The sequence below is a fragment of the Paenibacillus sp. FSL P2-0136 genome (assembly GCF_037975325.1).
GTDB classification, from domain to species: Bacteria; Bacillota; Bacilli; order Paenibacillales; family Paenibacillaceae; genus Paenibacillus_AQ; species Paenibacillus_AQ silagei.
This window is the reverse complement of the sequence record NZ_CP150244.1, coordinates 705,354-730,566: the sequence shown is the minus strand read 5'-3', so window position 1 is coordinate 730,566 and position 25,213 is coordinate 705,354. Positions and strand designations below refer to the sequence as shown.

The 25,213-nt window shown below is 54.6% G+C and carries 24 protein-coding genes; 8 read left to right on the top strand and 16 right to left on the bottom strand.

Annotation, left to right across the window (positions count from 1 at the left end):
• Nucleotides 1-338: 338 nt before the first annotated feature.
• From NYE26_RS03060 to NYE26_RS02995, 14 genes are all read right to left on the bottom strand, one after another.
• Nucleotides 339-674 (bottom strand): hypothetical protein, encoded by a 336-nt coding sequence (locus NYE26_RS03060; protein ID WP_339253806.1) that lies wholly within the window; start codon nt 672-674, stop codon nt 339-341.
• A gap of 80 nt (nt 675-754) precedes the next feature.
• Entirely contained in the window at nt 755-2,167 is a 1,413-nt protein-coding gene (locus NYE26_RS03055) for an MFS transporter (RefSeq protein ID WP_339253804.1), read from the bottom strand.
• Nucleotides 2,164-2,802, bottom strand: a complete 639-nt coding sequence (locus tag NYE26_RS03050) for a cysteine hydrolase (RefSeq protein ID WP_339253802.1) — start codon at nt 2,800-2,802, stop codon at nt 2,164-2,166. The genes NYE26_RS03055 and NYE26_RS03050 overlap by 4 nt, the downstream gene beginning before the upstream one ends.
• 42 nt (nt 2,803-2,844) lie before the next feature.
• Nucleotides 2,845-3,894: an ABC transporter substrate-binding protein gene (locus NYE26_RS03045; protein ID WP_339253800.1), complete on the bottom strand. Its 1,050-nt coding sequence runs from the start codon at nt 3,892-3,894 to the stop codon at nt 2,845-2,847.
• Between the two features lie 41 nt (nt 3,895-3,935).
• Complete coding sequence (locus NYE26_RS03040) at nt 3,936-4,823, bottom strand: ABC transporter permease (protein WP_339253798.1); 888 nt, start codon at nt 4,821-4,823, stop codon at nt 3,936-3,938.
• Nucleotides 4,824-4,854: 31 nt separating this feature from the next.
• A complete protein-coding gene (locus NYE26_RS03035; RefSeq protein WP_036731326.1) occupies nt 4,855-5,640 on the bottom strand; it encodes an ABC transporter ATP-binding protein in 786 nt (261 codons plus the stop codon).
• Between the two features lie 118 nt (nt 5,641-5,758).
• Nucleotides 5,759-6,133 (bottom strand): Na-translocating system protein MpsC family protein, encoded by a 375-nt coding sequence (locus tag NYE26_RS03030; RefSeq protein ID WP_200869600.1) that lies wholly within the window; start codon nt 6,131-6,133, stop codon nt 5,759-5,761.
• 184 nt (nt 6,134-6,317) lie between these two features.
• Nucleotides 6,318-7,469 (bottom strand): 3-dehydroquinate synthase, encoded by a 1,152-nt coding sequence (gene aroB, locus NYE26_RS03025; RefSeq protein ID WP_339253795.1) that lies wholly within the window; start codon nt 7,467-7,469, stop codon nt 6,318-6,320.
• 134 nt (nt 7,470-7,603) lie between these two features.
• Nucleotides 7,604-8,488 carry a hypothetical protein gene (locus tag NYE26_RS03020; protein WP_339253793.1) on the bottom strand — a complete coding sequence of 295 codons (885 nt, stop codon included), beginning with the start codon at nt 8,486-8,488 and terminating at the stop codon, nt 7,604-7,606.
• A gap of 999 nt (nt 8,489-9,487) precedes the next feature.
• Nucleotides 9,488-10,411, bottom strand: a complete 924-nt coding sequence (locus NYE26_RS03015; protein ID WP_339253791.1) for an ADP-ribosylglycohydrolase family protein — start codon at nt 10,409-10,411, stop codon at nt 9,488-9,490.
• A 36-nt stretch (nt 10,412-10,447) separates the two neighbouring features.
• Nucleotides 10,448-11,446, bottom strand: coding sequence for a Gfo/Idh/MocA family oxidoreductase (locus NYE26_RS03010; protein ID WP_339253789.1), 999 nt, complete (start codon nt 11,444-11,446; stop codon nt 10,448-10,450).
• A 111-nt stretch (nt 11,447-11,557) separates the two neighbouring features.
• Complete coding sequence (locus NYE26_RS03005; RefSeq protein WP_339253787.1) at nt 11,558-12,349, bottom strand: hypothetical protein; 792 nt, start codon at nt 12,347-12,349, stop codon at nt 11,558-11,560.
• A 217-nt stretch (nt 12,350-12,566) separates the two neighbouring features.
• Nucleotides 12,567-13,088, bottom strand: coding sequence for a hypothetical protein (locus NYE26_RS03000; RefSeq protein WP_339253785.1), 522 nt, complete (start codon nt 13,086-13,088; stop codon nt 12,567-12,569).
• 7 nt (nt 13,089-13,095) lie between these two features.
• Nucleotides 13,096-13,809 (bottom strand): YceI family protein, encoded by a 714-nt coding sequence (locus NYE26_RS02995; protein WP_339253783.1) that lies wholly within the window; start codon nt 13,807-13,809, stop codon nt 13,096-13,098.
• A gap of 144 nt (nt 13,810-13,953) precedes the next feature.
• Here NYE26_RS02995 and NYE26_RS02990 point away from each other — a divergent pair, with 144 nt between their 5' ends.
• The 4 genes from NYE26_RS02990 (at nt 13,954) to NYE26_RS02975 (ending at nt 17,641) form a co-directional block, all read left to right on the top strand.
• Nucleotides 13,954-14,634, top strand: coding sequence for a response regulator transcription factor (locus tag NYE26_RS02990; RefSeq protein ID WP_339253781.1), 681 nt, complete (start codon nt 13,954-13,956; stop codon nt 14,632-14,634).
• Nucleotides 14,622-16,052, top strand: coding sequence for a HAMP domain-containing sensor histidine kinase (locus NYE26_RS02985; protein ID WP_339253779.1), 1,431 nt, complete (start codon nt 14,622-14,624; stop codon nt 16,050-16,052). The genes NYE26_RS02990 and NYE26_RS02985 overlap by 13 nt, the downstream gene beginning before the upstream one ends.
• A 179-nt stretch (nt 16,053-16,231) precedes the next feature.
• Nucleotides 16,232-16,747, top strand: coding sequence for a hypothetical protein (locus NYE26_RS02980; RefSeq protein ID WP_339253778.1), 516 nt, complete (start codon nt 16,232-16,234; stop codon nt 16,745-16,747).
• Between the two features lie 156 nt (nt 16,748-16,903).
• The gene (locus tag NYE26_RS02975; protein ID WP_339253776.1) at nt 16,904-17,641 is read left to right on the top strand and encodes a hypothetical protein; all 738 of its coding nucleotides are present in this window, start codon (nt 16,904-16,906) and stop codon (nt 17,639-17,641) included.
• A gap of 104 nt (nt 17,642-17,745) precedes the next feature.
• On the opposite strand, the gene NYE26_RS02970 is transcribed toward NYE26_RS02975, so the two are convergent.
• Entirely contained in the window at nt 17,746-18,672 is a 927-nt protein-coding gene (locus NYE26_RS02970; RefSeq protein WP_339253774.1) for a DUF6612 family protein, read from the bottom strand.
• Nucleotides 18,673-18,883: 211 nt separating this feature from the next.
• On the opposite strand from NYE26_RS02970, the gene NYE26_RS02965 reads away from it, so the two are divergent.
• Nucleotides 18,884-20,341 (top strand): amidase family protein, encoded by a 1,458-nt coding sequence (locus NYE26_RS02965; RefSeq protein ID WP_339253772.1) that lies wholly within the window; start codon nt 18,884-18,886, stop codon nt 20,339-20,341.
• Between the two features lie 63 nt (nt 20,342-20,404).
• Here the strand turns inward: NYE26_RS02965 and NYE26_RS02960 are convergent, their stop codons facing one another.
• Complete coding sequence (locus NYE26_RS02960; RefSeq protein WP_339253770.1) at nt 20,405-20,962, bottom strand: DUF1273 domain-containing protein; 558 nt, start codon at nt 20,960-20,962, stop codon at nt 20,405-20,407.
• Nucleotides 20,963-21,200: 238 nt separating this feature from the next.
• Here NYE26_RS02960 and NYE26_RS02955 point away from each other — a divergent pair, with 238 nt between their 5' ends.
• From NYE26_RS02955 to NYE26_RS02945, 3 genes are read left to right on the top strand one after another with little or no spacing between them, the layout of a single operon-like run.
• Nucleotides 21,201-22,853: a spore germination protein gene (locus NYE26_RS02955; RefSeq protein WP_339257300.1), complete on the top strand. Its 1,653-nt coding sequence runs from the start codon at nt 21,201-21,203 to the stop codon at nt 22,851-22,853.
• A gap of 28 nt (nt 22,854-22,881) precedes the next feature.
• Nucleotides 22,882-23,985 carry a GerAB/ArcD/ProY family transporter gene (locus tag NYE26_RS02950; RefSeq protein ID WP_339253769.1) on the top strand — a complete coding sequence of 368 codons (1,104 nt, stop codon included), beginning with the start codon at nt 22,882-22,884 and terminating at the stop codon, nt 23,983-23,985.
• Entirely contained in the window at nt 23,978-25,171 is a 1,194-nt protein-coding gene (locus NYE26_RS02945) for a Ger(x)C family spore germination protein (RefSeq protein ID WP_339253767.1), read from the top strand. The genes NYE26_RS02950 and NYE26_RS02945 overlap by 8 nt, the downstream gene beginning before the upstream one ends.
• Nucleotides 25,172-25,213 lie beyond the last annotated feature (42 nt).

Here is a 25,213-nt window from a genome sequence, read left to right as displayed (position 1 = left end):
CGTTGTGGTGGCGTAATTGTAGCGTGATGGCGGACAAACTGGATGCTCCGCGGACTGTGAGGACCCTATCTGGTCAAAAAGACAATTTTTCTGCCCGCCACGGACTGAGAAGGCGTTAAAAGGTGCGGTGACGCTGAAAATAAGGCGATACAGGTTGGTTAAGGACCTCTGAGTCCGGATAGATTACCGGAATAGCGCAAATAGCAAAAATAGCGGCCTTCCAGTCCGCATGGACCGAAAATCCCAAAACGGAACACAAAAACGCAAGAGTCACACGGGATGTATGCCGCCCTGACTCTTGCGTTTTCTTTTGACGCGCGGAGATGCGTGGTTATCGTTCACGAACGGCGGCCCTTAGCGGCCATCAGACGTCCCTTCTTACGGCTGAACAGCCGGAGATACCGCTTCCGGGTAGACAGCACCTCCGCCGATGCGCTCAGCGTCTCCTTCACCTCGCCAAGCACCTCCTGAGTGTCCTTGACCGACTGCCTCATCCGCCCAAGCTCCGACTTCACTCCGTCACTCCGCAGCTTCGCCGCCTCCACCGTCTCCTGCATATTCGCTTTGAACTCATCCACCGGCGCCTTCAGTCCATCGACGGATTGCTTTACCCCGTCCAGTGACTGCTTCAGCCCATCGATGCTGCTCTTGAATTCCTTCAACGGATTGCCCATGTCGTCCCTCCTAAGCTCTCTTTCTCTATATTACCCAGAATGGAGGGAGCGGGATTCAACTCACCTGAAACTTTACTCTATTACGGTATGTGCAGATGCTCCGCGCCTTTGCGCTTGCTGCTGTGCCGGAAGGAATACAGCGGCCAGACGGAAGACAGACCCACTGCCGCAGCACAGGCTACGAACACTGCCACATAGCTTCCGTTCGGCCTGTTCCCCCCACTGATCATCAGACCGCCGGCCGCCGTTCCGAACATCATGCCGATGTTGCGGGATAACGCCAGTATACTGCTGACCCGGCCAAGCTGCGATTTTGCCGCCAAACCCATAACGATGCTTGTGTTAGGCGAAGTAATCATTCCCATAGCACAGCCTAGCAGCACGACCGGCAGCACCATCGCACCTGCTCTCAAAGCAGGGGAGCCAAGGCCCAGCGCCAGCAGCGTGACACTCATCAGCAGCAGGCCGGCTGCCAGAATGCCGAGCGGTCCTTTGCGGTCTGCGATACTCCCGCTGACAGGGGCAGTTACCACCAGCGCCAGCGGATAGCCGATCATGATCAGCCCCACCCACGCAGGCTCAGCTCCGGATAGGCGCAGCAGCGATGGCAACGCCAGTTGTGCGGCAAAAGCGGCCATATACGTGATAACCGTAATCACAATTCCGGCAGCAAAGCTCCGGTCCGTGAACAGGCTGAAGCCGTTCTCCGCGGGCGGGGAGTTGCGCTGAGCGAAACGGGCATATCCTGTATAACCCGCTGCCAGCCCTACCGAGACCGCGAGCAGCAGCAGTACGGGTACAGACAGGAATGAGGAGCGGCTGCCGAGATCGAAGGCCACCATCAGCGAAGTAAGACAGACAGCCATCCAGGCTGCTCCGGCCAGATTCATCCGGCCTCCGGCGGTCTCTGTATCCCGGGGAATCAGCCTATGCGCGAGCACACCCACGGCTCCCGCAACAACGGCCAGCAGCCAGAAGTTGCTCTCCCAGGCAAACCACTGGACCAGGAAGCCGCCTAAGGCCGGACCTGCCATCGAACCCGCAGCCACGAAGGTGCTCATCAGCCCCAGCGCCCGGCCCCGCTGCTCCGCCGGGAAGAGCGAGACGATCAAGGCCATGTTGGTTGCCTGATACATGGAGGCTCCCGCTCCCTGCAAGACTCTGAAGCCCAGCAGCATCGCTTCATTCTGGGCGAGCGCGCAGCCCAGCGCCCCTGCTGCGAAGGCGAACAGTCCCAGATTATGCACCTTACAGCGGCCGAATCTGTCCCCCAGCCTCCCCATCACAGGCAGCAGCACTGAAATGACCAGCAGATAGATACTGACCACCCACTGTGCAGAGGCCACGGGAATCTGGAGATCAGCCGAGATATCAACCAGCGATATATTGAACATCCCGGCGGACAGATTGGACAGGAACGCCCCGAGACAGATGACCACCTTAACCGCCGTGAGGTTCACGACCCGTTCCGGTGACGGCATCGTGAGGCTCACGACAGCTGCTGCAGCACAGGCTGGTTCCAGATCTTCCAGCCCGCTTCAATCTCTGCGGCTGAAGCAACCACGCCGAAGTATCCCTTCATATTTTCCAGCGTCATGTCATGCGCCGCCCGGGAATAAGAGGCACAGGCGTCCTGAACCATCACAATCTGATAATCCAGCATGAACCCGTCCCTTGCGGTCGACTCCACGCAGACATTGGTGCTCACTCCAGTCATAATCAGGGTTTCGATCCGCAGCGAACGCAGCACCGAATCAAGCCGGGTGTTAATAAAAGCGCTGTACCGGTGCTTATTTACAATAATCTCCTCCGGAAGCGGGGATACCTCGTAGAATTCAGCCCCCCAACTCCCCCGGCGGCAGACACTCAGCGAGCCCCGCCCGGAGCGGGAGGTCCAGACCTGGGAATCGGTCGCTTTTTCATGATAGGTCTGGATGTAAATGATCGGCACTCCCTGTGTTCTCGCCGCTGTAATCAGCCCGTGGAGCTGCGGCATCATCTCACCGACGGCTGACACATCGTTCCCGCCAGCGGCCAGCGCGCCTTCCTCATGGCAATAATCATTCTGAACATCTACTATAATAAGCGCCGTTTTATCAGGGATAATCAGATCGGCAGTTAACTCCATTTTGGTCACCTCTTTCGATTTTGAAGACCTGTGGGTCTCAGCTTACTTTGCTGCTGTTTTATTCACAAACTGCATATCGACCAGGTCATCATAGGTATACTCGCCTTTGTAGATTCCGGTCTTGATCATTACATCCATATCCTTATCCAGCGCCTCCTGCGAGATCACTCCATCCGGACTCCAGAGCTGGTCGTCATACGCCCGGTCAAGCGCAGCTTGGGCAGCAGCATCGGAGAGTGTAGGGAATTCCGCCTTCAAGACACGCATCGCCAGTTCTTTATCCTCCTGGATCACCTTCAGCGCCTTGACGACAGCATTCACCGCCTTCTGTACCGTTTCCGGGTCCTTCTCCAGGGTAGACTTCTTCACGCTCAGCACCGAGTAAGCATAGTCACCCAGATCATGGAATTTGTAAAAAGGTTCATCCCACACCCCCTTGCTCATCCCGTCACTGATCTGCGGCTCCGCGCCGTTCGCAATATCCGCGGCCCCCTGCTGGACCATCGCCACCACCGTGGAGCCATCCGCAGGCTCCAGCAGCCGCACATCCTTCTGCGGATCAAGCCCAAGCTCCAGCAGCAGATATTGGGTCAGCAGGTTCGGCGTTCCGCCATGCCGTCCGGCATTCAGCTTCTTGCCCTTCAGGAAGGCTGCCAATTCCTCATCTGAGCTGCCTGCCGGGGCTGTCCCTTTTTTGGCCATCAGATAGACATTCGCCCGGTTCACCACATTGCTGACCGAGACAATCGGGTCTGAGTTGCCGATATTCGCTAGTGCGTTGGACTCTGGCCCGCCGATGACGGCCCAGGCATCCCCGCTGACCACCGAGGTGACATGCGTGCCACCCGCAGCCTGAAGCATCTCCACCTCAAGACCCTCCTCGGCAAAATACCCCTCACTCTGCGCCACATACAGCGGCAAATAACCTGTATAATGCAGCGGCTCGGCGATAACCAGCTTCTTCAGCTTCTCCGTACCGTTCCCGGCAGCGGCCGCTTCCACTTCAGCATTGCCTTTACCGCCGCAGCCGGACAGCAGAATTACAGAGGCCAGCAGGACGGCCGACAGCTTCATTGTAGTAACATTCTTCATTGGCTTCTCTCCTCTATCTTGTTGACATGATTGCCCGCTTCTTAAGCCTTTTTCATCCCATATCCCTTAGACAACCACTTCTCCAGCAGCACCACTCCCGCATACATGACCATCGACAGCGCAGACAGAACGACAACGCCTACCCAGACCAGATTAATATCGAGAATAGTACCGGCGTAGATGACCATACGGCCAATGCCATGGCTCGAAGCAATGAATTCTCCGACAATCGCACCGGCCAGCGAGAGGGCAATATTAATCCGCAGACTGCTGATCATCCAGGGCATCGCCCAGGGAATGACTACTTTGGTAAATACCTGATGCCGCTTGGCCCCGAGCGAATACATCAGCTTCTCCATATCCTTGTCCACACTCTGCACGCCGCTATGCGCCGACAAGGCCGCCACAACCACAGTCATGGCAAAAGCTAGCGCCACCTTCGAGAAGAAACCAATGCCCAGCAGAATCACCAGCACCGGGGCAAGCGCCAGCTTCGGCATGGCGTTGAGCAGGATCAGGAACGGTTCACTGATGCCGGCAAATTTGCGGGACCACCAGAAGGACAAGCCGAGCAACGAGCCAATCAGCGTTCCGCCGATGAAGCCGAGAATCGTCGAGCTTGAGGTATAAGCGATATCCTCCAGCAGCGTCCCCTCTGTCATCTGAGTCCAGGTTGTGCTCTTAATCCGCAGCGGGCTGCTCCAGTAGTACGGGTCCATCCAGCCGATCCGGGTGAACAGCTCCCAGCAGAGCACGATCAGCAGCGCCACAGACAGCCGTCCAATCCCGATGATCCGCCGCGTCCGCCGTCTGGCGGCTTCTTCATCAATGATGACGGGCACTTTCTGCATTTTGTCCGGCTTGACTGAATAGACCGGGGCAGCTTCCAGCTTGTGAATGACATAGCCTTTCTTGTGTACACTCTCCATGGTTGTCCTCTCCTTCAACAGTTTATGAGTTCTAAGAGATACGGGTGGCTGGCTCCTGGTCCCCGCTTGACAGCAGATTCAGCAAATGGGCTTTCAGCTCCATGAATGAAGCAGATACCGTATCCTCCTGGTGTCTCGGACGCGGCATATCTACAGAGATCTTCGAGATGATCCGTCCCGGCCGCCCGGAGAAGACATAGATGTCGTCAGACAGATAGATGGCTTCATCAATATCATGGGTGACGAATAACACTGTCTTGCGGAAGTCTTCCCAGAGCTCCAGCAGCCAGTTCTGCATAGTCAGCCGGGTCTGGGCATCCAGTGCGCCAAAGGGCTCGTCCAGCAATATAATATCGCGCTCATACAGCAGCGTACGGAGCAGCGCTGCCCGCTGGCGCATCCCGCCGGACAGCTCTGCCGGGTAATGGCCGTCGAAGCCCTTCAGTCCATAGCGGTCCATCAGGGGCTTGGCCCGGGCTACCGCTTCCTTGCGCGGCACCCCGCGGATCTCCATGCCCAGAATAATGTTGTCCAGTATCGTCCTCCAGGGCAGCAGCATATCCTTTTGCAGCATATACCCGACATATCCGGTCTTCCCTACGATATCCTCTCCGTCTGCAAGCACACGGCCGGTGGAGGGCGGAATCAGGCCCGCGATAATATTGAACAACGTGGACTTGCCGCAGCCGCTGGGGCCGATAATACTGACAAATCTGCCCTGTTCTATGGAGAGATTCGTCTCCTGCATGGCCATAATCTCCTGGCCGTCACGGCGGAACCACTTGCTGACACCGGCAATCTCAATTTTGGTTTTCATAGAATCAGCTCCTTAAGAAAGTAATAGAATAATGACCATAAACAAAAAGCCGCCAGTTCTGGACACAGCCCCGCAGGGAAATGTCCGAAAACTGACGGCAGGCCGGCTCTCCGAAAGATCAGAGTTCCAACGTAGCGTTCAGATAATGCTCAAGGTCCTTCTCCAAAATTATGATCGTACCGGAATACTCGGTCTCCACATCATAATCTTTAAGAACGGCCTTAATATTGACTTGAAATTCATCCAGAAATGCCTGTTTGATCTCGGCTTTGAATACTTCATGCAGCACCAGATTCATCTGGCGGCTTGCCGCAGGATCATGGGTATCCAGCACCTTAAGTACGGGCACCCGGCTATTAATGGATAAAATAATAATCTTGTTGCCCACGAAGTCGACCTTCTGCTGCTTAACGCCGGCGTTGAACAGCTTCTTGTTGATTTCGTTGTAAATCCGTAGAATATCCTGTTTCCATTGTCCGGCGGAAGCGATCATTAGCGATCACACCTTTGCTGCAATAGATTATGTTATGAAATGTGACTTGTAAGCAACTATATCGCCTGTGTGCCCACCGCTTATACATCATTATAGATAAATATAAAGACTTGTCAATAAAAATACGGAAGATAATATCACATAATTAAAAGAAAAATATATATTATGGTAGAATATATAACATTTAAGTCGCCGGGTTCACGCGAAGCTCCTCTAGCAGCTTCATGACTGCCGATTCTTCAACTGGAACAGAATAAGAACCGTCGGCAAAACGCTTCATTCTCCCGATACCGTCCTGGAAGACGAAGCGGATGCGGCCATTGCGTACTTTTTTGTCTGTGTACATCTTGTCCACTAGTGCCCGGTTTGAAATGTACTCTGGAAGCTCTGTTGGCAGGCCTGCCTTCTTCAGCAAAGCCACCACACGGTTAGCCTGCTCTTCCGTCATATAACCAAATTTCACACCCAGCTTCGCCTGGATGACCAGCCCCACTGCAACTGCCTCGCCATGCAGCAGCCGGTAACCGCTGAGCGCCTCAAGCGCCCGGCCTGCCGTATGCCCCAGGTTCAGAATCTGCCGCAGATTACTTTCATGCTCGTCCTGCTCTACCACTTCATATTTGATCCGGCAATTCGTCAGTGCAATATGCTCGCATACCCCGGCATCCAGGATCAGCTCCCCTTCTTCCGTAATAATTCTGTCCATATTCGCTTCCAGATAGCTGAAGAACTCCTCATCACTCATGCAAGCGTGCTTGATGGTCTCGGCCAGACCGCTTCTGAATTCACGGGATGGAAGTGTCCGCCAAGCGGCCAAATCTATGTATACTTTACGGGGCTGGTGAAAGACGCCTATCAGGTTGGTGGCGACGGGTGTGTTCACGCCTGTTTTGCCGCCAACAGAGGCATCTGCTGCTGCCAGCAAGGTGGTAGCATAATTCAGGGAGGGCACTCCCCGGCCAAAGGTCCCTGCCAGAAAACCTGCCAGATCAGTCACCGCTCCGCCCCCTACCGCGATAATACAACAGTCTCTGCCGTAGGCTTGGCTTAGCATTTGGTCCTCCAGCAGCGCTTTGGTCTCACGGGTCTTCGAGCTCTCCCCCGCCGGAAAAGAGAATAAGTCTGCCTGGAATCCCTCGCGCCGCAGCAGCTCCAATAAAGGACGGCCATATAACGGCTCCACCGTAGAGTCTGTAATAATAGCATATTTGCTGACTCCCGTAATCAGCCCCTGCTTCAAATCTCGGACTACTGAGGCAAACAGATGCTCACCGATTTCAATAGAGTACGAGTGATCGACTACTTTTTGGAGGGTTACTTCAAAGCTTTTGGCCATGGGTTGAGCCCCTTTCATCAATAGACTGTAGCTTGCAGGAGAATGCAACTTGAAGATTTCATTTACGGATCATCGTCTGGTAGACGAACTTCGGCAGCGCGGATTGTCTGCGCCAGCGTGACTTCTTATTCCATTTATTCCTCAAAGTACTTCCACCATTCCACCAGCCAAGGCTCATCTACGCCGCGCAGGCGGAATTCCTCCAGCAGCACCCGGCGGACCCGCTTCTCCATCTTCACAAAGCTGTTATCCTCCTGATACATTGGCGCATAGGACAGATCTTCTGATAGGTATTGCCGGAAGTCCTTCATGCAATCAAGCACCCTTATCCCCACTGGAAGGTGCTCTGCTACCTGTACAAGCCATTTATCATACGGATAGGGGTGGCCCTCCACTGTGATAGCACAGCGTAAGGCCTGCTTGTACACCTCCACCGCCTGAAAAAGAATCGGAAAAGCCTCTCCCCGGCGCACGGGATTATCCAGGCTTTTGGCAGCACTCCGAAGGTCTATGTATGTCTTCTTCCGCAGACTCATCAAATGTTCTGAAGGCAGCGGAACCGCTTGCGCAAACAGCGCCTTCAGAGCCAACGGGTCATGATAGAGACAGGCGACTGCTGCATTCCACAACCAATCCAGTTGTCCCTTCTCCAGCGCCTGCTCCAGCTCCGATAATTTGAGCAGGGTGTAGTGTCCTGTTTTGCCGCTGGGCAGATGCACATCTACAAACAAGCTGCTTCTCTCCGGGATCAACTCTGCCCGTTCGAAACGGCTCGTAATCGGCTCATAGCATTCATCCCGGCAGACCAGGATCAGATCAATATCCGAGCTGTCGTCCACAATCCCGAGCGCCGTTGATCCATCCAGCAGGATGCTGATATGCCCGCAATCCTCCGCAAGCAGCGGGTGATTCAGAATGTGCGTGCTGATATAGCTGCCAATTTCACGAAGTAATTCATTGTGCCGTTGCCGGTTGTCCGGCTTCAGCAGCAGACTGGATAGACTTGCCGTCCATAGCACACACTTCCCTCCCCCTCATAGAATTTCCGCTCCCTGCAACCAACCGCACAGAACATATTTCCGGAATATTATAACATAATTTAGGAGAGTTACCGTTTGGATTATCTCATAATCGTACTTTGGGTTTACCGCAAGCTAACAGGAAGGGAGACCTTGAGAAGAATGAACGATGAAACGATTTATAGCCATGAGGACACGCTGAGGATGCTGGACTCTTTTTTCCGGGACGAGGGGGCATGGTGGGATGGATTCTAAACGGATAAGGAGAAGGGCATTCCTTTTTTCCCGGATTGTCCCGATGAGAATCTGGTGGAATGCTTCAGCGAAAGGGCGCTCCTATGCTGTAGGCGCTGGAACAGTAGTAACTGTATTTTGTACAATGGAATGCTGTAAAAAGGGCATCGAAATAGATTCTATTGCATTCGGTACATTTGAATTTTGAATAAAAGCCATTTTTCGCCCAATACGCAGCATTCCACTGTACGAAATACAATAGAATCTCATTTCATGGTCAAATACGAGTTTTCTATTGCAGGAAATACAATCAGCTACTTTCAATTCAAGCGTAGAAGTCGGCGATGGGTGCAGGATCTGCCTGATATCATCGTTCATGCCTCCATTAAGGTACAAGCGATTAGCTTAAGTACAATCTGTACAACTAAAACGTCTGATGTACCATCGAATCGCAGTTTAGCTGTATTTCGTACATCTAAAATACCTCCATACCCCAGTTCTCAACCATTCAGGCAAATTTAGTTGTACAGACTACAGTTAGGAGAGGAATGCTTGCCATTTTGCGGTTTTTAATTACGCAGAATACACTTATCTCAGAATGTCTTTCAAACGTCGCCTCGTACATTACCGCGTTAATGCAATAACCCACTTCTATAGTTCACATGAGTTCACACGCGAAACTCCGCATCATCCTGCACAACAAACAGGCGGGGTGCCCTGTGACCCATGCGCCCCGCCTGCCACATGCAGCTTAACTACCTCCGCTTACTGCACCCGCTCCGTAAACAGCCGCCCGGCGTAGTCGCTGATCAACCCGCGCATCGCCAGCTTGCGGCTCCAATCGGGCGGGATGCCGCTGAGGCCGTAGTAAGCTCCGGCGATCTGGCCGTAGACAGCTCCGGTGGTGTCAGCGTCATTGCCGAGATTCACGGCGAGCAGCGCGCCTTCTGCGAAGCTGTCCGACTTGTGGAATGCCCATAACGCTGCTTCCAGCGACTCTACGACATAGCCCGAGCCTTGGATCTGCGGCGGCTCCTTCAGCTTATAGGAGCCTTGCCGGATGTTCAGCATATGCGGCGTAAGGACATCCTCATCCAGCCATTCGCAGAAAGCATCCGGCGCCAGCATCTCCTGCTTGCTCCAGCCGTGCAGCCCGGCGAGAATATAGGCCGCGAGCAGGCGGCAGGCAGCCAGACACTCGGCGGCCCCGTGCGTGGTTCTTGAACTCATTGCTGCATAGCGGATCGCCTCAGCGGGCTGCTCCGCGTAGTACATCACCACCGGAGCCAGACGCATAATGGAGCCGTTCCCGGCAGAGAACGGGTCCTCTGAACCGCTGTACGCCTCCCCGCTGGCTTCATACAGGTGCAGCGCTTCGCGCGTTGCGTTGCCGATGTCGAAGCATCTGCCGGTGCTGCTCAGTGCTCCCTCCCGGTACCACTTCACATAACGCTGCATCTGATCCGCCGGATCGAAGGCCTGAACGGTTAGCAGACTCTCCGCAAGACAGAGCGCCATCGAGGTGTCATCTGTCCACTGACCCGGCTGCAGAGCGAATACCCCGCCGCCGACAATATCTGTCATTGGCTTGAAGGTTCCGGGTGCCTGGAATTCTACAGTTGTGCCCAGCGCATCCCCGGCGGCCAGCCCCTGCAGGCAGCCCTGATAACGGTCATCAGTCAATGTCACTTGGTCTCCCCCTTTCCGGAAGCTTCCTGCCCGCACTTATTCGCCGGGATACTTCAGTCCCCACTGCGCCCGGACTTCATCCAGCAGCTTCATCAGGGCTACGGATTCATCCAGCGTCATCACCGGGCTCTCGGTAAGCCCGGCCTGAAGACAACGGCCTACCTCTTCCGCCTCGAAGCAGTACCCGACCGAAGCGCGATCATCTTCGAACCTCTCCGCCAATTCGCCGTTTACGTAGAGCTCGGCTGATTTCGGATTAACCAGGGTGCCATTGACCACGATACGACCTTCCGTTCCATAGATATAGGCTTCATCGTCCAGATTAAGGCGGATGCCGGCATGGAGTGAAGCAGATACGCCATTCCCGTAGGACAGCAGCAGCGAGAAGTGCTCATCCACGCCAGTCTCCCCGATATGAACGGTGCTGGCGATCGACTCTGGATGAGGTCCGAGAACCATTGAGGTGAAGGAGACCGGATAGATGCCGACGTCCAGCAGCGCACCGCCGCCAAGGGCCGGATTCAGAAGACGCCCTTCCGGCTTCCAGTCAGAACGGAACCCAAGGTCCGCCTTCACTAGCTTCACCTCGCCGATGCGCCCGGCGGCCAGCCATTCCCTCACCTTCACATGTGCCGGGATATACCGGCTCCACATCGCTTCCATGAGGAACAGCTTATGCTCCTGGGCATAAGCCACGACTTCCTCCAGTTCAGCACTATTCACGGTAAAAGGCTTCTCGCACAGCACAGCCTTGCCCGCCCGCAAAGCCAGCAGCGCATTCTCCCGGTGGAACGGATGCGGTGTGCCAATATAGATGGCATCCACATCAGGATCGTTCACCAGCTCTTCGTAGGTGGCGTATGCGACAGGAATGTCGTGATCGGCTGCGAATTTATCCGCGCTCTCCTGCGAGCGCGAGCCGACTGCATAGGCCACCCCATTGCTGGCGTGGGCCAGATCCGTGGCGAACTGATGGGCGATCCAGCCTGTGCTGAGAATGCCCCATTTTATCGTGTAAGCGTTATCTTCTGCCATAGTAATATCCTCCTCGTAATGAAGCTCAGGTCCCTCTGATTCTATCAAAATCTCCCTGGTGTGTATATGTCCGCCGACCGGCAGGACCCTCCAGCTCCAGACAAGTGTGTATTACAGCCCGAACAACACATTCAGGCGTTCCTTCGAATAACCGTCCTCCCCGCGCCAGTTGGCTACAGCGTTGAAATCATTGTCTCCGCCCCGCCCCTGGCGCGGCTCCTCCTGCGGAACCAGAATTCCAGCATATCCCCAGATCTCCATCACCACATCCCGTTCATGCCGGTTCGAGGGGAATATATCCTTCCAATGCTTCTCCAGCTTCCGTGCACCATCCTTGCTGCCGCATAGCTTCACGGCTTCGGCCATATCCTGCAAAATACGAAGATCCTGCGGAGCAGCCTCCATCTCCTCTTCCCGGCTGAACAGCTCCAGATCGAGCCAGCAATACAGCAGCTTATTAAGGCGGATGCCGCCCCATTTGACCCGCTCGAAATTGAGCACATTCAGATCCACAGCGTTGTACTGCTGATCAGACATCAGGTGCCTGGCATCACAAGCAGCACAACTGCTATACCTTGGCTGCTCGGCGGGGGGCTGGGCGTAGGCATGTGCAGCCAGCTCCGAAGTCAAAGCCCAACTGGACAAGGCGCTCCGCAGATGAACCTTCCGGGTAGATAGGCTATGCAGAAAAGCCGCCGCCACCTTCTCCCGGGTCACACTCCCGCTGTGCAGCACCCGCAGCTTCTCCACCAGCTCATCATGGGTGATCGTGAGGGGATCGAACATGACCCCCTTGCTCTTCGCATAGTCGAACTCTTCACCGGAAAAAGGCCCGTATGTCCCCTTCCAGCCGCTGGCGCTCCAGAACGATTTTTGCAGTATAGTTTTGGCCTTACGATCCATGTATCTTAGCTCCCTTCCTTACCTGATGGTCCTATTGAATAATTATGTATCTCTTATACTTAACCTGAAGGCGGGGATTTGTACCGTCACAAAAAAACACCCTACCGGGTGAAAGATGCTTTCATGGCGATGCTCAGCCTCCCCCTCGCCAGTTCTGAGAGTCTTCTCTCACCGACCGCTTGCATGGATAGATTGTTGCACATCTTGCAGGATTTCTCTAAAAAGTCACGGGCTGTGGAGCACGCACCACGCGCCAGCACAATGTAATCGGTTTTTCGATTATATTCCAGCCATACGCCCTGCGACAGCCCAATGTAATCGGTTTTTCGATTACATTTCGGCCATACACCCCGCTCCAGCCCAATGTAATCGGTTTTTCGATTACATTCCAGCCATACGCCCTGCGCCAGCCCAATGTAATCGGTTTTTCGATTACATTCCAGCCATTCGCCCTGCGCCGGCCCAATGTAATCGGTTTTTTGATTACATTCCAGCCATACGCCCTGCGCCGGCCCAATGTAATCGGTTTTTCGATTACATTTCGGCCATAGGCCCCGCGCCAGCCCAATGTAATCGGTTTTTCGATTACATTCCGGCCGTACACCCCGCGCCAGCCCAATGTGTTCGCTTTTTCGCATACATCCGCATCTGGCCCACCGCCTTGGCCCCAGCCCCAGTCACAGCAAAAACCCTCCCCGCCAGCCGCGAATCCGCAGCAGACGGGGAGGGTCATCCCCAACCCTATATTATTTCTTAAGCACTAGCTCCAGGCGCACCTCAAGATTGTTCTCGGTACTGAGCACGATGGAATGCGGATTGCTGAGGCCAAAATCCTCGAAGGTTACGGTAGTCGTACCCGACAGCTTAAGCTCTCCGCCGCTATATGCGGCCTGCGAGTCGAACGTCACTTCCTTCTCGATGCCTTTCACGGTCAGCGTCCCCTGCAGTTGTACCGGCACCGCCGTCCCCTCTGTCCATTCCTTTGGCATCTCCGAGAAGGACTTCACCGTGAAGGTGGCCTCCGGGAACTCCGCTACGGACAAGAAGTCCGCTCCCTTGACATGCTCGTCCCGCTGGGCGGTTCCCGAATCAAGCGCGCTCATGTCGACCGACCCTTCGCCGGTCATCGCGGAGGCATCCTCCAGATTCACCTTCCAGGTACCCTTCACGGAAGGATCTACGAAGTTAACCGTTTCTTTGGATGTGGTCACGGACCAGTAGACCTTGGACGGCTCTGCAATGTTCCAGGTTCCGTTCAACTGCTCCGGCGTTACAGCAGCAGCGGCCGCCGCCGCATCGGCAGTTCCTTCCTTCTGCGCTCCGCTGTTCTGCGCCTGCTCAGGAATCACCGATTCAATCTCCACCTTATTGCCAAGGCTGTTATTCACTAAGATGAAGGCAGTGATGGCTCCTGCAATAATTACAATGGCTGCGGTTATAGCGACTGTTCTCTTCTTCATACGATCTCCTCCATTCCATTTTCTGTCTCTGCTCGTTCCAGCTGAATCTCATTCTACCAGAGCAATATGTCGGGAATAAGTCAAAGCATACTAGCCTGCAAATGTGTTAGAATTGTCGTAATTTTAGTTAAGGGACTGAAGCTCATGCAATCGATACTAATCGTAGAGGATGAAGAAGCCATCGCCCGGGTGCTTAGTGCCTATCTGCGAAAAGCAGGCTTTCACGTCACCCGGGCCGCAGACGGCCGGAGTGCTCTGGACGCCTTCGAGGAGGCGCCTCCCTCGCTGGTCCTGCTCGATATCATGCTGCCGGCGATGGACGGCTTCGAGCTGCTGCAGCTCATCCGTGAGCGGAGCAGCTGCCCGGTCATCATGCTCACCGCCCGCGATGGGATCAAGGACCGGCTGGCGGGTCTGGACGGAGGGGCGGATGACTATATGTCGAAGCCCTTCATCCCCGAGGAAGTGGTTGCAAGGGTGAAGGCGGTGCTGCGCCGCCCCTCGCAGTGGTCGGACGGCAGCCGCAAGCGCCATTACGGCAGTCTGTTCATCGATTTCTCGGCGCGCAGCATCTTTCTGAACGGGGCGGAGGTCAGCCTCAGCCCCCGCGACATGTCGGTGCTGTTGTTCCTGGCCGAGCGGCCGAACCAGATTTGCACCCGCGACCAGCTCCTGGAGCATGTGTGGGAGATGGATTATGACGGAAGCGACCGTGCCGTTGATCTCTCCATCAAAAGACTGCGCCAGGCGCTCTCGCACTGGCCGGAGGACGAGGGCGAGATCCGCACACTGAGAGGAACAGGTTATCAATTATGGACAACATAAATAAGAGTAAGAAGAACAGCAGCAGGAAAAAGAAGACTACCTCCATTCTCACTTACTGGACGCTGCGGTATCTGCTGATCATCAGCATCGGGCTGCTGGTGACGGCGCTGTTCACCCTCTGGTGGATGCAGCAGGAGGCGATGAGCAACCGGATGCAGACGACTGGCCTGCTGGCGCAGGAGATCGCTGACCGGAGCGTGGATACAGACGGTCAATTAGCGATTACCGGGGGCCTGAATAGGCTGGTAGAGGACCGCAAACGCTTCTTCAAGGTCACTGAGGAGATGTGCGTAATCATCACCGGACCTGAAGGCGAATTGTTATACTCCCAGCCCCCGATGACAGACGAGGAAATGCGACACAAGCTCAATGATAGCCTGACCGATTCGCGAACCTCTGAATACAAGGCCGCCGCCGCACAGATCCAGGGGGACCAGGGCACGCTGGGGCAGGTGCTGGTTATGCAGTCCAAGCGCTCCCTGCGTCATATTCCGACAGAGGAGATCACCTTCTTCTCCATTATCATCGTCTTCCTGATTATCCTAAGCTGGCTGACGATCTATCTCTTGTCGATCAAGCTGGCCAAGCCAGTTCAGCGGGTGGCCGCCGCCGCCGCGCAGATCAGCAGCGGCCAATATAATATCGCGCTTGAGACCGGGGCCAAAGAACGTGAGATTCACGAGCTGCTCGTCTCCTTCCAGGAGATGGCGGGCAAGCTGCAGCAGTTCGAGCAGTCGCGGGCCATCATGCTGGCCGGCGTGTCCCATGAGCTCAAGACACCGGTCACCTCAATCAAAGGACTGCTCCATGCGGTCCGCGAGGGCGTTGTCGAAGGCGAGGAGGCCAATGAATTCCTCGATATCGCTCTGCTTGAGACCGGGCGGCTGCAGCATATGGTCGCCGATCTGCTGGACTACAATGCGCTGACAGCGGGCATGGTTGCCGTCCGTCATGATAAGCTCGAAGCGGCCCCGCTGCTGGAGGAAATCCTCTATCAATGGATGCTGACCCAGAACGGGGAGGTTAATAAGCCCATCCTGCTGCTGCCGGAGAACCCGCTTGTGCTGCGGGGAGACCCGCTGCGCATCCAGCAGATTATTGTGAATCTGCTGGGCAACAGTCTGCAGGCGAAGACGCCGGACTGCAATCTCCAATTGAAGCTTGAACTTACGGCTACGCCGCAGGGGCAGGCCGAAATCTCCGTTACAGATAACGGGCCGGGCATCCACCCGGACAGCCGGGAACGGATCTTCGAAGCCTTCTACCGCAGCTCGGGCAAGCAGAGCCTGCTTCGCGGACTCGGGCTGGGCCTGACCTTCAGCAGACTGCTGGCCGAGGCGATGGGCGGCAGCCTGGAGCTGGGCAGCCATCCGCCGCAGGGCTGCACCTTCGTGCTGCGGCTCCCGCTGGCAGAGTAATGAACCGGGGAAGCGCGTTATAGTCCAGCACCCCGCTGCGTGGTATAATCAACTGACTACAAGCGGAAACGGTATTGCCGTCCTTTTAAAGGACGGTACCGTTTCAGCGAGAAATAGAAAGATAATGTATAGCGTGAAACCTATACATTTTTATATTTCAAGTGAACCGGAGGCTGTATATGCTTACTTTTGAACAGAAAATAGCTATTCTTGATTCCTATCCCCAGCTGGAGGCGCGGAAGGTCTCACTGGGACGGGTGAATTATCACCTGGAGCAGAGCCGTCACGACAAGAAGACCGTGGCTTCGCATATTCACCCGAACGGGAACGGCTTCGTCTATGCCGGGCTGCTGCGGGGCTATGAGACGGATGATAAGGGACTGGTCAATATCCGCGATTATTCGGAGGCTGCACTGCGCGAGCTGCTGGATGCGTCTATCACTTCTCTCTTGATGTACATTCCCGAGGCCCCGGCCCCTTCCAAAAAAAAGAAAAAAGCGCAGACGGGCGGAGCTGAAGCGCAGTCGCTGTGGAAGAATGAGGACGGGCATACGCTGAGCCTGAGATTTGAGGAGGATCTGTGGTATCTCTATGCCGGACTACAGCTTGAGATGGCCTTCGAGACGGTCGCTGAAGCGGAGGAATATCTCGCTGAAGAGGGGTTTGCCCGGGTGGCAGACGAATTACAGGAATAGAATGGGTCCCGGCCCGTAAATCGACGTTTATCGACGATTTACGGGCTTTTTCGCATGAATTTCTGCATATTCCGGCAAATTTATAGAATTTCCCGTTGAGTCCCCTTATACTAAAGCCAGTGGCATTTTCCATATATTTCACAAGGAGGAATCACAATGAACAACCCGGAAGGCGGAACACCCTTCACGAATCCTGAGGGACCCAACAACCAACCTGGGCAACCGCAGCCCCAGCGTAAGGTATCCGAGCAGTTCAATAATCTGCTCAAGGATGAACGTGTACAGCAGGCACAGGCAGTAGGCAAGCAGTATTGGAGCTTTTACCTGAGAGCCCTTACCCGCCCGTACAGTACAATGAGGGAAATTCCTGTGGCCCATTTCATGAACAGCCTGATCACCATGGGCCTTACGGCGTTGTTAACGGCCTTATATTTCCTCACCCTGTTCATCAAATGGGATGTCTCGGCCATCTTCGGCCCCGGCTTCCTGAAGCCGCTGTTATTGACGGCGGTAGGCCTTGCCGTTGCTTGCGGAGCCACTTATGCAGTTCTCCGGCTGGAGAAGGTCAGCTTCGATTTTAAATTGCTGATTACCCGGATGGGAACGCTGCTCGTTCCGGCCGTGGCGCTGCTGGTGCTGGCGATTCTCACACTACTTGTCAGCCTGTACTCCTTCTCGACCACACTGGTGGCGTTGTCCTTCCTGTTCGTCTTCATCAGCATGAATACGGCTTTGTTCCAATATCCGCTGAACACCGGCGGCAGCCGGGGCATTGACACCTTATACCCGATTGCCATCGCCAACATTGTGACCGGATATATTTTCTACAAGCTGATCACCTCCGTCATTGCCGGTGCAGCCTTTGGTATGCTGAGCAACTCGTTTAATTTATAAAATCACCCCGCAAAACAATTCACGCCAAAAACGGCGCTGCCGTCCTAATCAGGACAGCAGCGCCGTTTCCATGTGTTGCACTTCTATTCAGCCCGGTAAGCCTGTTACGGAGTTGTAGGAGCTGCCGGGGTTGTTGGCATTTCAACTTCCTTCGCGTCCAGTGCTTCCTGCGGAACCTTGATCTCGTCGACCTTGTTGTGATCGCTGATAGTCGCCTTCATATCCATATCAATCGATATCGTCTGGTCATTGCTGGTCATATCCATGACCATGGTTACATCTGTACGGGTTGGGAAATAGGTCTTCTTATCCACCGCATAGGCGATATTCATGCTCTTGATATTCATCTGCTCCATCATGGCAGCCATCTGAGGATCGGCACTGCCGCCCTGGTTCATATAAGACTTCGCCAGCTCCTTGACGTCATCGCCGGATACCTCGGCAGACAACAGATAACTATCGCCTTCCTCGGTGATTTTGGTCTTCTCGGTAAGCGCCTTGAATTGCTCCAATTGCTTCTCAGGGTTCGCGGACTGCTGCATAGCAGCTAGGACCTGTTCACCCATCGTAGCAGGCATCTTCATCCATTGCCCGTTCACCTGGGAATAGAAGCCGTCCTTAGTCACATACTGCTCAATCTTCTGGTCGCCCTGGGCCGTCTTCATCTGCACCTCCTGATGCATCATCAGCGGCTCCTTAATGAACTTGGATTTCGTGGTCATATCGGTATCTTGCGCATTGTCCCCTTGTGCCGTCTTCACATTGATCTTCTGCTTCACCTGCGATTCCATCGCGAAGCTCTTCAGATCACCCGATGCGGCAACCGACTTCTGAATCAATTCATCCACCGTTGGAACGCCGTCTGATGTCTGTTCAGCAGGCGCTGCCGATGCGGAGGCTTCCGGAGCCGCGCTTCCTGCAGGTGCAGCTGTTGCAGCGCCCTCCGATGGTTTGAGCTCCTCATTATTGCCGCAGCCAGCCAAGGCAACAGTCAGCATAACACCCATAAATATCGTAGTCCATTTCTTCAAGTTCGATTCCTCCTAGTGATGTTAGCAAGTAGTATTGTTAAATCTTGTGATGTATTTAACCACAGGAGCACCCCTTTTAATCAGCCGTTTAAAAGTTACATCCAAAGTCATGGTCGTCCGGGTGTTAAAAGAATGCTATGAAGACAGGCAAAACTGTGCTTATATATGGAGAATACTACTATAATCCAAAGGGAAAGAAGCGTGGACCCGCATGAGTTTTGAAATCGTAGAGGCTACCCTGTCTGACATTCAAGCCGCTCTGGATTCCGGGGAGATCACTTCCAGACAATTAGTCCTGATGTACCTTGAGCGCATAGCGGATCATGACAAAAACGGTCTGACGGTGAATTCTGTACTGGAGATTAACCCGGATGCGCTGTTCATCGCTGAATCCCTGGACGTAGAGCGCCAGCTTCAGGGTCCGCGCGGACCGCTGCACGGCATACCGGTGCTATTGAAGGATAACATTAATACCGGGGATAACATGCATACCAGCGCGGGCTCGCTCGCGTTGGCGGACTCTTTTGCCGGAGAGGATGCCTTCATCGTCAGGAGGCTGCGCGAGGCGGGAGCTATCATTATGGGCAAGGCTAATATGACGGAATTCGCCAACTTCATGACGAATGGCATGCCCTCCGGCTACAGCTCCCGGGGCGGGCAGGTGCTTAACCCCTATAACATCTCCACGCCGACAGGCGGCTCCAGCGCCGGGTCTGCAGTAGCGGTGGCCTGTAATTTCTGCACCGTCTCCGTTGGAACAGAGACCTCCGGCTCCATCCTCAATCCCGGCAATCTTGGCTCTATTATCGGTATTAAGCCCACGGTGGGGCTGATCAGCCGCTCCGGTATTCTGCCGCTCTCCAGCACGCAGGATACCGCCGGGCCTATGGCACGAACGGTCCGGGATGCCGTCCTTCTCCTGAACGCTCTGCTCGGTCAGGATGCCGGAGATGCGGCTATGGGTACGAACAGAGGTAAGGTTCATGAGGATTATACGGTTTTCCTGGATGCAGACGGTCTGCGGGGAGCAAGAATCGGAATTCCGCGCGATTATTACTTCGAGGAGCTGACGGAGGAGCAGCTTGCGCTGTTCAATGCCTCTGTGGAGAGAATGCGGGAGCTCGGGGCGACCATTATCGATCCGGCCGAGATTACAACGGCGCGGGAGATCAGCTATTCATCTGTGGTGCTGAATGAATTCAAAACCTCGCTGAACGCCTATCTGGCCCGCCTGGGTCCGGGTGCACCGATGCGCACCCTGAAGGATATTATTGATTTCAATCATGCCCATCCGGTCCAGACGCTGAAGTTCGGGCAAGCGACCCTGCTCGATGCCGAATTAACAACCTCCGGCACCTTCACTGAGCCGCAATATCTGCGTGACCGCATGACGGATCTCAGACTCTGCAAGGAGCAGGGGATCGACGCCACCATGCGCGAACATCAGCTTGATGCCCTGCTGTTCCCGGCCGACTTCGGCGCACGGATTACCTCAAGAGCCGGATATCCGTCGATCGTGGTGCCGTCAGGCTATACCTCAGCCGGTGCGCCCTTCGGCGTAACCTTCTCCGCCCGGGCCTATGAAGAACCGGTGCTTATCAGACTGGCCTATGCTTATGAGCAGAACTATAAGGTACGCAAGCCGCCTTCACTCCGCAGCTTCATCTGATCCCGCTTCATGCCAACATGGGACAGGCTCCAGGTGCGCAGCCCGCAGCTGCGCACCCCCTTCTCAATCATAGTCATGCCGGTTCTCTTCATCGGCAATGCTCTGAATCTCCTCTGCATGCATCAGATGCAGCTCATAATCGCCTTCGGCATGCAGCTTCACGACCCGCTCTTTGGTGAACTTCGCACTGCTCTCCGCCGCATCCTCGTCGTAGAACAACAGAATCCCGTCACTTTTACGCAGCAGCAGATCATCTCTGGCCTTGAACTGCCAGCTCCCGTCATAGGGAGCATTGCTAACGGCTCCGTAGTAGTCAGCACCGGCTACAATGCGGCGGTATTCATTCTGCTTCTCTTCCTTCCACTTCTCCTCCGGTGAGGCATGGGCTGTAATAATGCCCAGCTTCAGCGCGGGGTATTGCTGCTTCAGCTCCAGCACCACCTCGCAGGCCCACAGATCAACACCATATTGCCCGGGAGTAATGACCCATTCCAGTCCCTCCTCCACCAGCGGAATGATCCGGTTGGCGAGTGCTTTTTTGATATAGGGAATGCCCTGATGCTTGCTGTCATAAATGCCGAGCTCATGGGCCCGGTAGCCTGTGACCAGTAAAGTCTTCATGTGCTGCGCCTCTCTCCTGACTGCTTCATTCCGAAATGTATGGGACAACCTGTACTTTATGCATTATATCTTATTTCGCGTGGCAGGGCTGCCGGACCCGGGGAGCATATAAGCCGGACCCACCGTACCAAATTATTTTCGGTAATTACGAGTAAATTTAGATAAAGTTTGGAAAACTGCATGAAGATGAAAACTCGTACTCCGTTATACCCAAATTCAAAAGCTGGGGATGATTACACTGTTCGGTATGATTCTTTCCTATATACCCGGCTGGGCAATCTTCGCCCAAGCGGGTGTGGCTATGCTTGTTCCGCTGCTCCTGGCCTATCTCTATAAATCGCTCTACAAGCTGGTAGGCAGCGGACGCGGCCAGATCGGGTACGGCGCAAGAACCGTTCCTGCGCAGGGGCCGCCGCCGCTGGCTCCAGAGGAATCCTCCGCCCGGTTTACCGGTGATCTTAAGGATGACCTGCAGGCGGTTAAATCCGGCATCGGCAACAACAGCGATGTCCATTTCAGAGCATTCACAAATGCGAAAACAGGTGCACAAGGAGTCGTCATCCATGTCGACGGGATGCAGAGTGACCGGCTGCTCAGTATGGAAGTCATGCAATACCTGATGTATGAGATGCCTGCCGGGCCACAGTCTTCTGTTGAAATGGCCGGGCATCGTCTTCCCTTCAGCGAGCTTAGAGAGGAAGAGCATATCAGGGACTTCAATAAGTCTGTCCTCTTCGGCCATGCAGCCCTGCTGATCGATGGGCTGCGCTGCGGGCTCCTGCTCGAGATGCCAGGTGCTCCCAGCCGCCAGGCGGACGAGCCGGTCTCCGAAGCGCTGCTCCGCGGCCCTAGACTAGGCTTCACGGAGGTGCTCAGCGAGAACACCTCTATTTTGCGCCGCCAGGGCCTTAACGATCAGCTTGAGATGGTATCCTTCCGGGCAGGGACCGCTATTGAAAGGGAGATCGTTGTGGCCTACATGAAGGATATCGTCAATCCCGACCTGCTGGAGGAGATTAAGAACCGCATCTGCAAAATCGATATGGATTTCCTGGCCGAATCCGGCTACATCGAGCAGCTGATTGAGGATAATTATCTCAGTCCGTTCCAGCAGCTACAGAATACAGAACGGCCGGACAGAGTGATCAGTGCCCTGCTGGAAGGACGGGTTGCCATCCTGCTGGACGGCACACCCTTTGTACTAATCGCACCGGTAACCTTCAGCATGCTGCTGCAGTCGCCGGAAGACTATTATGAGCGCTGGCTGCCGGGAACACTTCTGCGGCTGCTGCGTTTTGGAGCATCCTTCTTTGCCCTGATGGCTCCAGCCCTGTACATCTCTTTCATCTCCTTTCATCCGGGGCTGATTCCTACAGAGCTGGCGATCACGATCATTAAGACCCGGCAGGGTGTGCCCTTTCCCTCTCTAATAGAGGTGCTGATTCTGGAGGTCGCCATCGAGATTCTTAGGGAAGCGGGCATCCGGCTGCCGAAGCCGATCGGTCCGGCGATGGGCATCGTCGGCGGTCTGATCATCGGCGATGCAGCGGTTCAAGCGGGGATCGTCAGCCCGTTCCTGGTCATTACGGTGGCCGTAACTGCCATCTCCTCCTTCTCCATTCCGATGTACAGCGCCGGGATCACCCTGCGGATGCTGCGCTTCGCCGGTATGCTGTTCGCCTCGGTGCTGGGAATGTACGGGACCATTCTGTTCTTCCTGCTGATCTGCTGCCACCTGACCAAGCTCAAGAGCTTCGGAGTGCCTTATCTGACCCCGCTCTCCCCTTTCCGGCTCAGTGACTGGAAGGATCTGTTCCTGCGCGCTCCGATGGCACTGATGAAGCGCAGACCAAAAATGATGAAGACTAAGCAGAGTAAACGAAGATCATGACCGCGCCTGGTATAAGGAGGAATGCAGTATGTTCATACGCACGGATGATAAAATCACGGCTACACAAACGGCCATTTTCCTGAACAATACCTTGCTGGGCGCGGGTGTGCTCACACTGCCGCGCAGCGTAAGCAAGAGTGTCGGAACTCCGGATGGCTGGATCTCCACCCTGCTCGGCGGGGCCATTGTGATGCTGGTTGTCCTCCTTATGGTGAAGATCAGCCAGCAATTTCCGGGAAAAACCGTCTTTCAGTACTCAAGGCTGCTGACCGGCCGGTTCATCGGCGGCATTCTGTCCATGCTGTTAATCCTGTATTTCATCACTATCGCCGGCTTTGAGATCCGTACACTGGCTGAGGTTACCCTGTTTTTCCTGCTGGAGGGGACTCCGATCTGGGCAGTAATCCTTCCTTTTCTCTGGCTGAGCACCTACCTCGTATACGGAGGCATCAACTCTATTGCCCGTGTCTACACCATTGTTTTTCCGATCAGCATTATGATTCTGCTCATCTCCTTCGTGCTCAGCCTGCGGATGTTCGATATCGATAATCTGCGTCCTGTACTCGGCAAGGGATGGTCCCCCGTATTCGCCGGGCTCAAATCCACCGTGCTTGTATTCACCGGCTGTGAAGTCACTATGACGCTTGTGGCATTCATGGAGGACCCCAAAAAGGCTGTCAAAGCTATGCTTGGCGGCGTGGCCATCCTGCTGTCCATCTATTTCCTGACCATCATTATAGTGATCGGAGGCATCTCTATTGATTCCGCCATCACCAGCACCTGGCCCACTATTGATCTATTGCGCAGCTTCGAGGTGCCGGGATTTTTCTTCGAGCGTCTGGAATTCCCGTTCATGGTCATCTGGCTGATGCAGATGTTCTGCAACTTCAGCAGCTTCTTTTTCCAGTCCACGCTGGGTCTCTCACAGATCTTCAAGCTTAAGGTGCACCCGATTATTTATGCGTTGGTTCCGCTGCTGTTCATCTCGGCGATGCTGCCCAAATCCTTAGGCGATCTGTTCGCACTCGGAGATACCATAGGCAAGATGGGGTTGGTGCTGTTCCTGCTGGTGCCTGTCCTGCTCTCTGTCGTCTGGCTCATCCGGGTGAAGGGGCTGAAGCAGCATGTGTAGACGAATCCTGGTGGTGCTGTGCAGTCTGCTAATCCTTGCCACACTGACCTCCTGCTGGAGCAGTAAAGAGATTGAGGATCTGGCCCTATACGCAGGGCTGGCTCTGGATGTCGGAGAGTTCTCGCCCACAGAACAGGAGCTGGAGGACAAGGGCGCTACTTATTATAAAAAGAATAAAATCACCGCCACTGTGCAGATGGTTCCGGCTAACTCCGTGGGAGGGACAGATAAACAAGGCGGCAGCAGCGGCAGCAGTCCACCCTATATGAATGTAACCGGAACCGGAGATTCTGTGCTGGAGATCTTCCGTCAATATTCGATTCTGCGTGAACGGCCGATCATCGGCCACCACCTCAAGGTTATAGTGATCTCCAGTGAACTGCTCAAGCAGCAGAGGATGAACCAGTTAATGGATTTCGTCCTTCGGGATAATGATATCCGTCCCAGCACGATGGTGTTCATAAGCCAAGGCCGCGCAGCAGACACTATGGTCGCGAAGCAAAAAAATGAAATTCCTGCCTTTCACATCAGAGATATGCTGCGCAATCAGAAGAGAACCAGCAAGGTGCTGGACCCTGTTATTTTATCGAAAATGGATGCCAATATGCACTCCAAACGCAGTTATGCACTGCAGAACCTGGTAACGGCGAATGGGGAGGTAGAATTCTCGGGAGCCGGAGTGATCAAGGGAGATACCGGGCACTGGGTGGGCCCGCTGAATCAGGAGGAAACCGAATGTCTGAGCTGGCTGACCAACGGGGGGCAAAGCGGGGTCATCAAGACCTACGACTGGAGCAATGAGCCGATTACCTATGAACTCAAGTCCATGAAGAGTAAAATCACTGCCAAAGCAGACGGCGGCGAGCTGTCCTTCGACGTCAAGCTTGTAACGGAAGGAAGGCTAAGCGAAACCTGGAACGTAGAGGAATACCCTGCGGCCACCCATCTTCCCCAAAAAGCAGAGAAGCTGTTCAAGGAGCGGCTGGAGGGGATGATGAAGAGTATGCTTCACAAGCTGCAGTCGGATTACAAAGCAGATGTGGGCGGATTCTCCACCAGACTCAGCATCCAGGAACCCGCCTTATGGAAGAAGCTGGAGGATCATTGGGACGAGGTGTTCAGCCAGACTCCTATTCATGTCACGGTTGATTTGAAGATTACGGACTTCGGCTCCTTCACTCAATAGGGTAATCCCGTTAAGAATCTGTTTTAAAAAAAGCTGTCCCAG

Coding starts and splice junctions, on each gene's coding strand:
- NYE26_RS03060 (WP_339253806.1), bottom strand. CDS start 674: ATGGGCAATCCGTTGAAGGAATTCAAGAGCAGCATCGATGGGCTGAAG.
- NYE26_RS03045 (WP_339253800.1), bottom strand. CDS start 3,894: ATGAAGAATGTTACTACAATGAAGCTGTCGGCCGTCCTGCTGGCCTCT.
- NYE26_RS02960 (WP_339253770.1), bottom strand. CDS start 20,962: ATGAAGACTTTACTGGTCACAGGCTACCGGGCCCATGAGCTCGGCATT.
- NYE26_RS03030 (WP_200869600.1), bottom strand. CDS start 6,133: ATGATCGCTTCCGCCGGACAATGGAAACAGGATATTCTACGGATTTAC.
- NYE26_RS02965 (WP_339253772.1), top strand. CDS start 18,884: ATGAGTTTTGAAATCGTAGAGGCTACCCTGTCTGACATTCAAGCCGCT.
- NYE26_RS03010 (WP_339253789.1), bottom strand. CDS start 11,446: ATGGCAGAAGATAACGCTTACACGATAAAATGGGGCATTCTCAGCACA.
- NYE26_RS02985 (WP_339253779.1), top strand. CDS start 14,622: ATGGACAACATAAATAAGAGTAAGAAGAACAGCAGCAGGAAAAAGAAG.
- NYE26_RS03005 (WP_339253787.1), bottom strand. CDS start 12,349: ATGGATCGTAAGGCCAAAACTATACTGCAAAAATCGTTCTGGAGCGCC.
- aroB (WP_339253795.1), bottom strand. CDS start 7,469: ATGGCCAAAAGCTTTGAAGTAACCCTCCAAAAAGTAGTCGATCACTCG.
- NYE26_RS02990 (WP_339253781.1), top strand. CDS start 13,954: ATGCAATCGATACTAATCGTAGAGGATGAAGAAGCCATCGCCCGGGTG.
- NYE26_RS02945 (WP_339253767.1), top strand. CDS start 23,978: ATGTGTAGACGAATCCTGGTGGTGCTGTGCAGTCTGCTAATCCTTGCC.
- NYE26_RS02980 (WP_339253778.1), top strand. CDS start 16,232: ATGCTTACTTTTGAACAGAAAATAGCTATTCTTGATTCCTATCCCCAG.
- NYE26_RS02950 (WP_339253769.1), top strand. CDS start 22,882: ATGTTCATACGCACGGATGATAAAATCACGGCTACACAAACGGCCATT.
- NYE26_RS02995 (WP_339253783.1), bottom strand. CDS start 13,809: ATGAAGAAGAGAACAGTCGCTATAACCGCAGCCATTGTAATTATTGCA.
- NYE26_RS03035 (WP_036731326.1), bottom strand. CDS start 5,640: ATGAAAACCAAAATTGAGATTGCCGGTGTCAGCAAGTGGTTCCGCCGT.
- NYE26_RS03040 (WP_339253798.1), bottom strand. CDS start 4,823: ATGGAGAGTGTACACAAGAAAGGCTATGTCATTCACAAGCTGGAAGCT.
- NYE26_RS02975 (WP_339253776.1), top strand. CDS start 16,904: ATGAACAACCCGGAAGGCGGAACACCCTTCACGAATCCTGAGGGACCC.
- NYE26_RS03050 (WP_339253802.1), bottom strand. CDS start 2,802: ATGGAGTTAACTGCCGATCTGATTATCCCTGATAAAACGGCGCTTATT.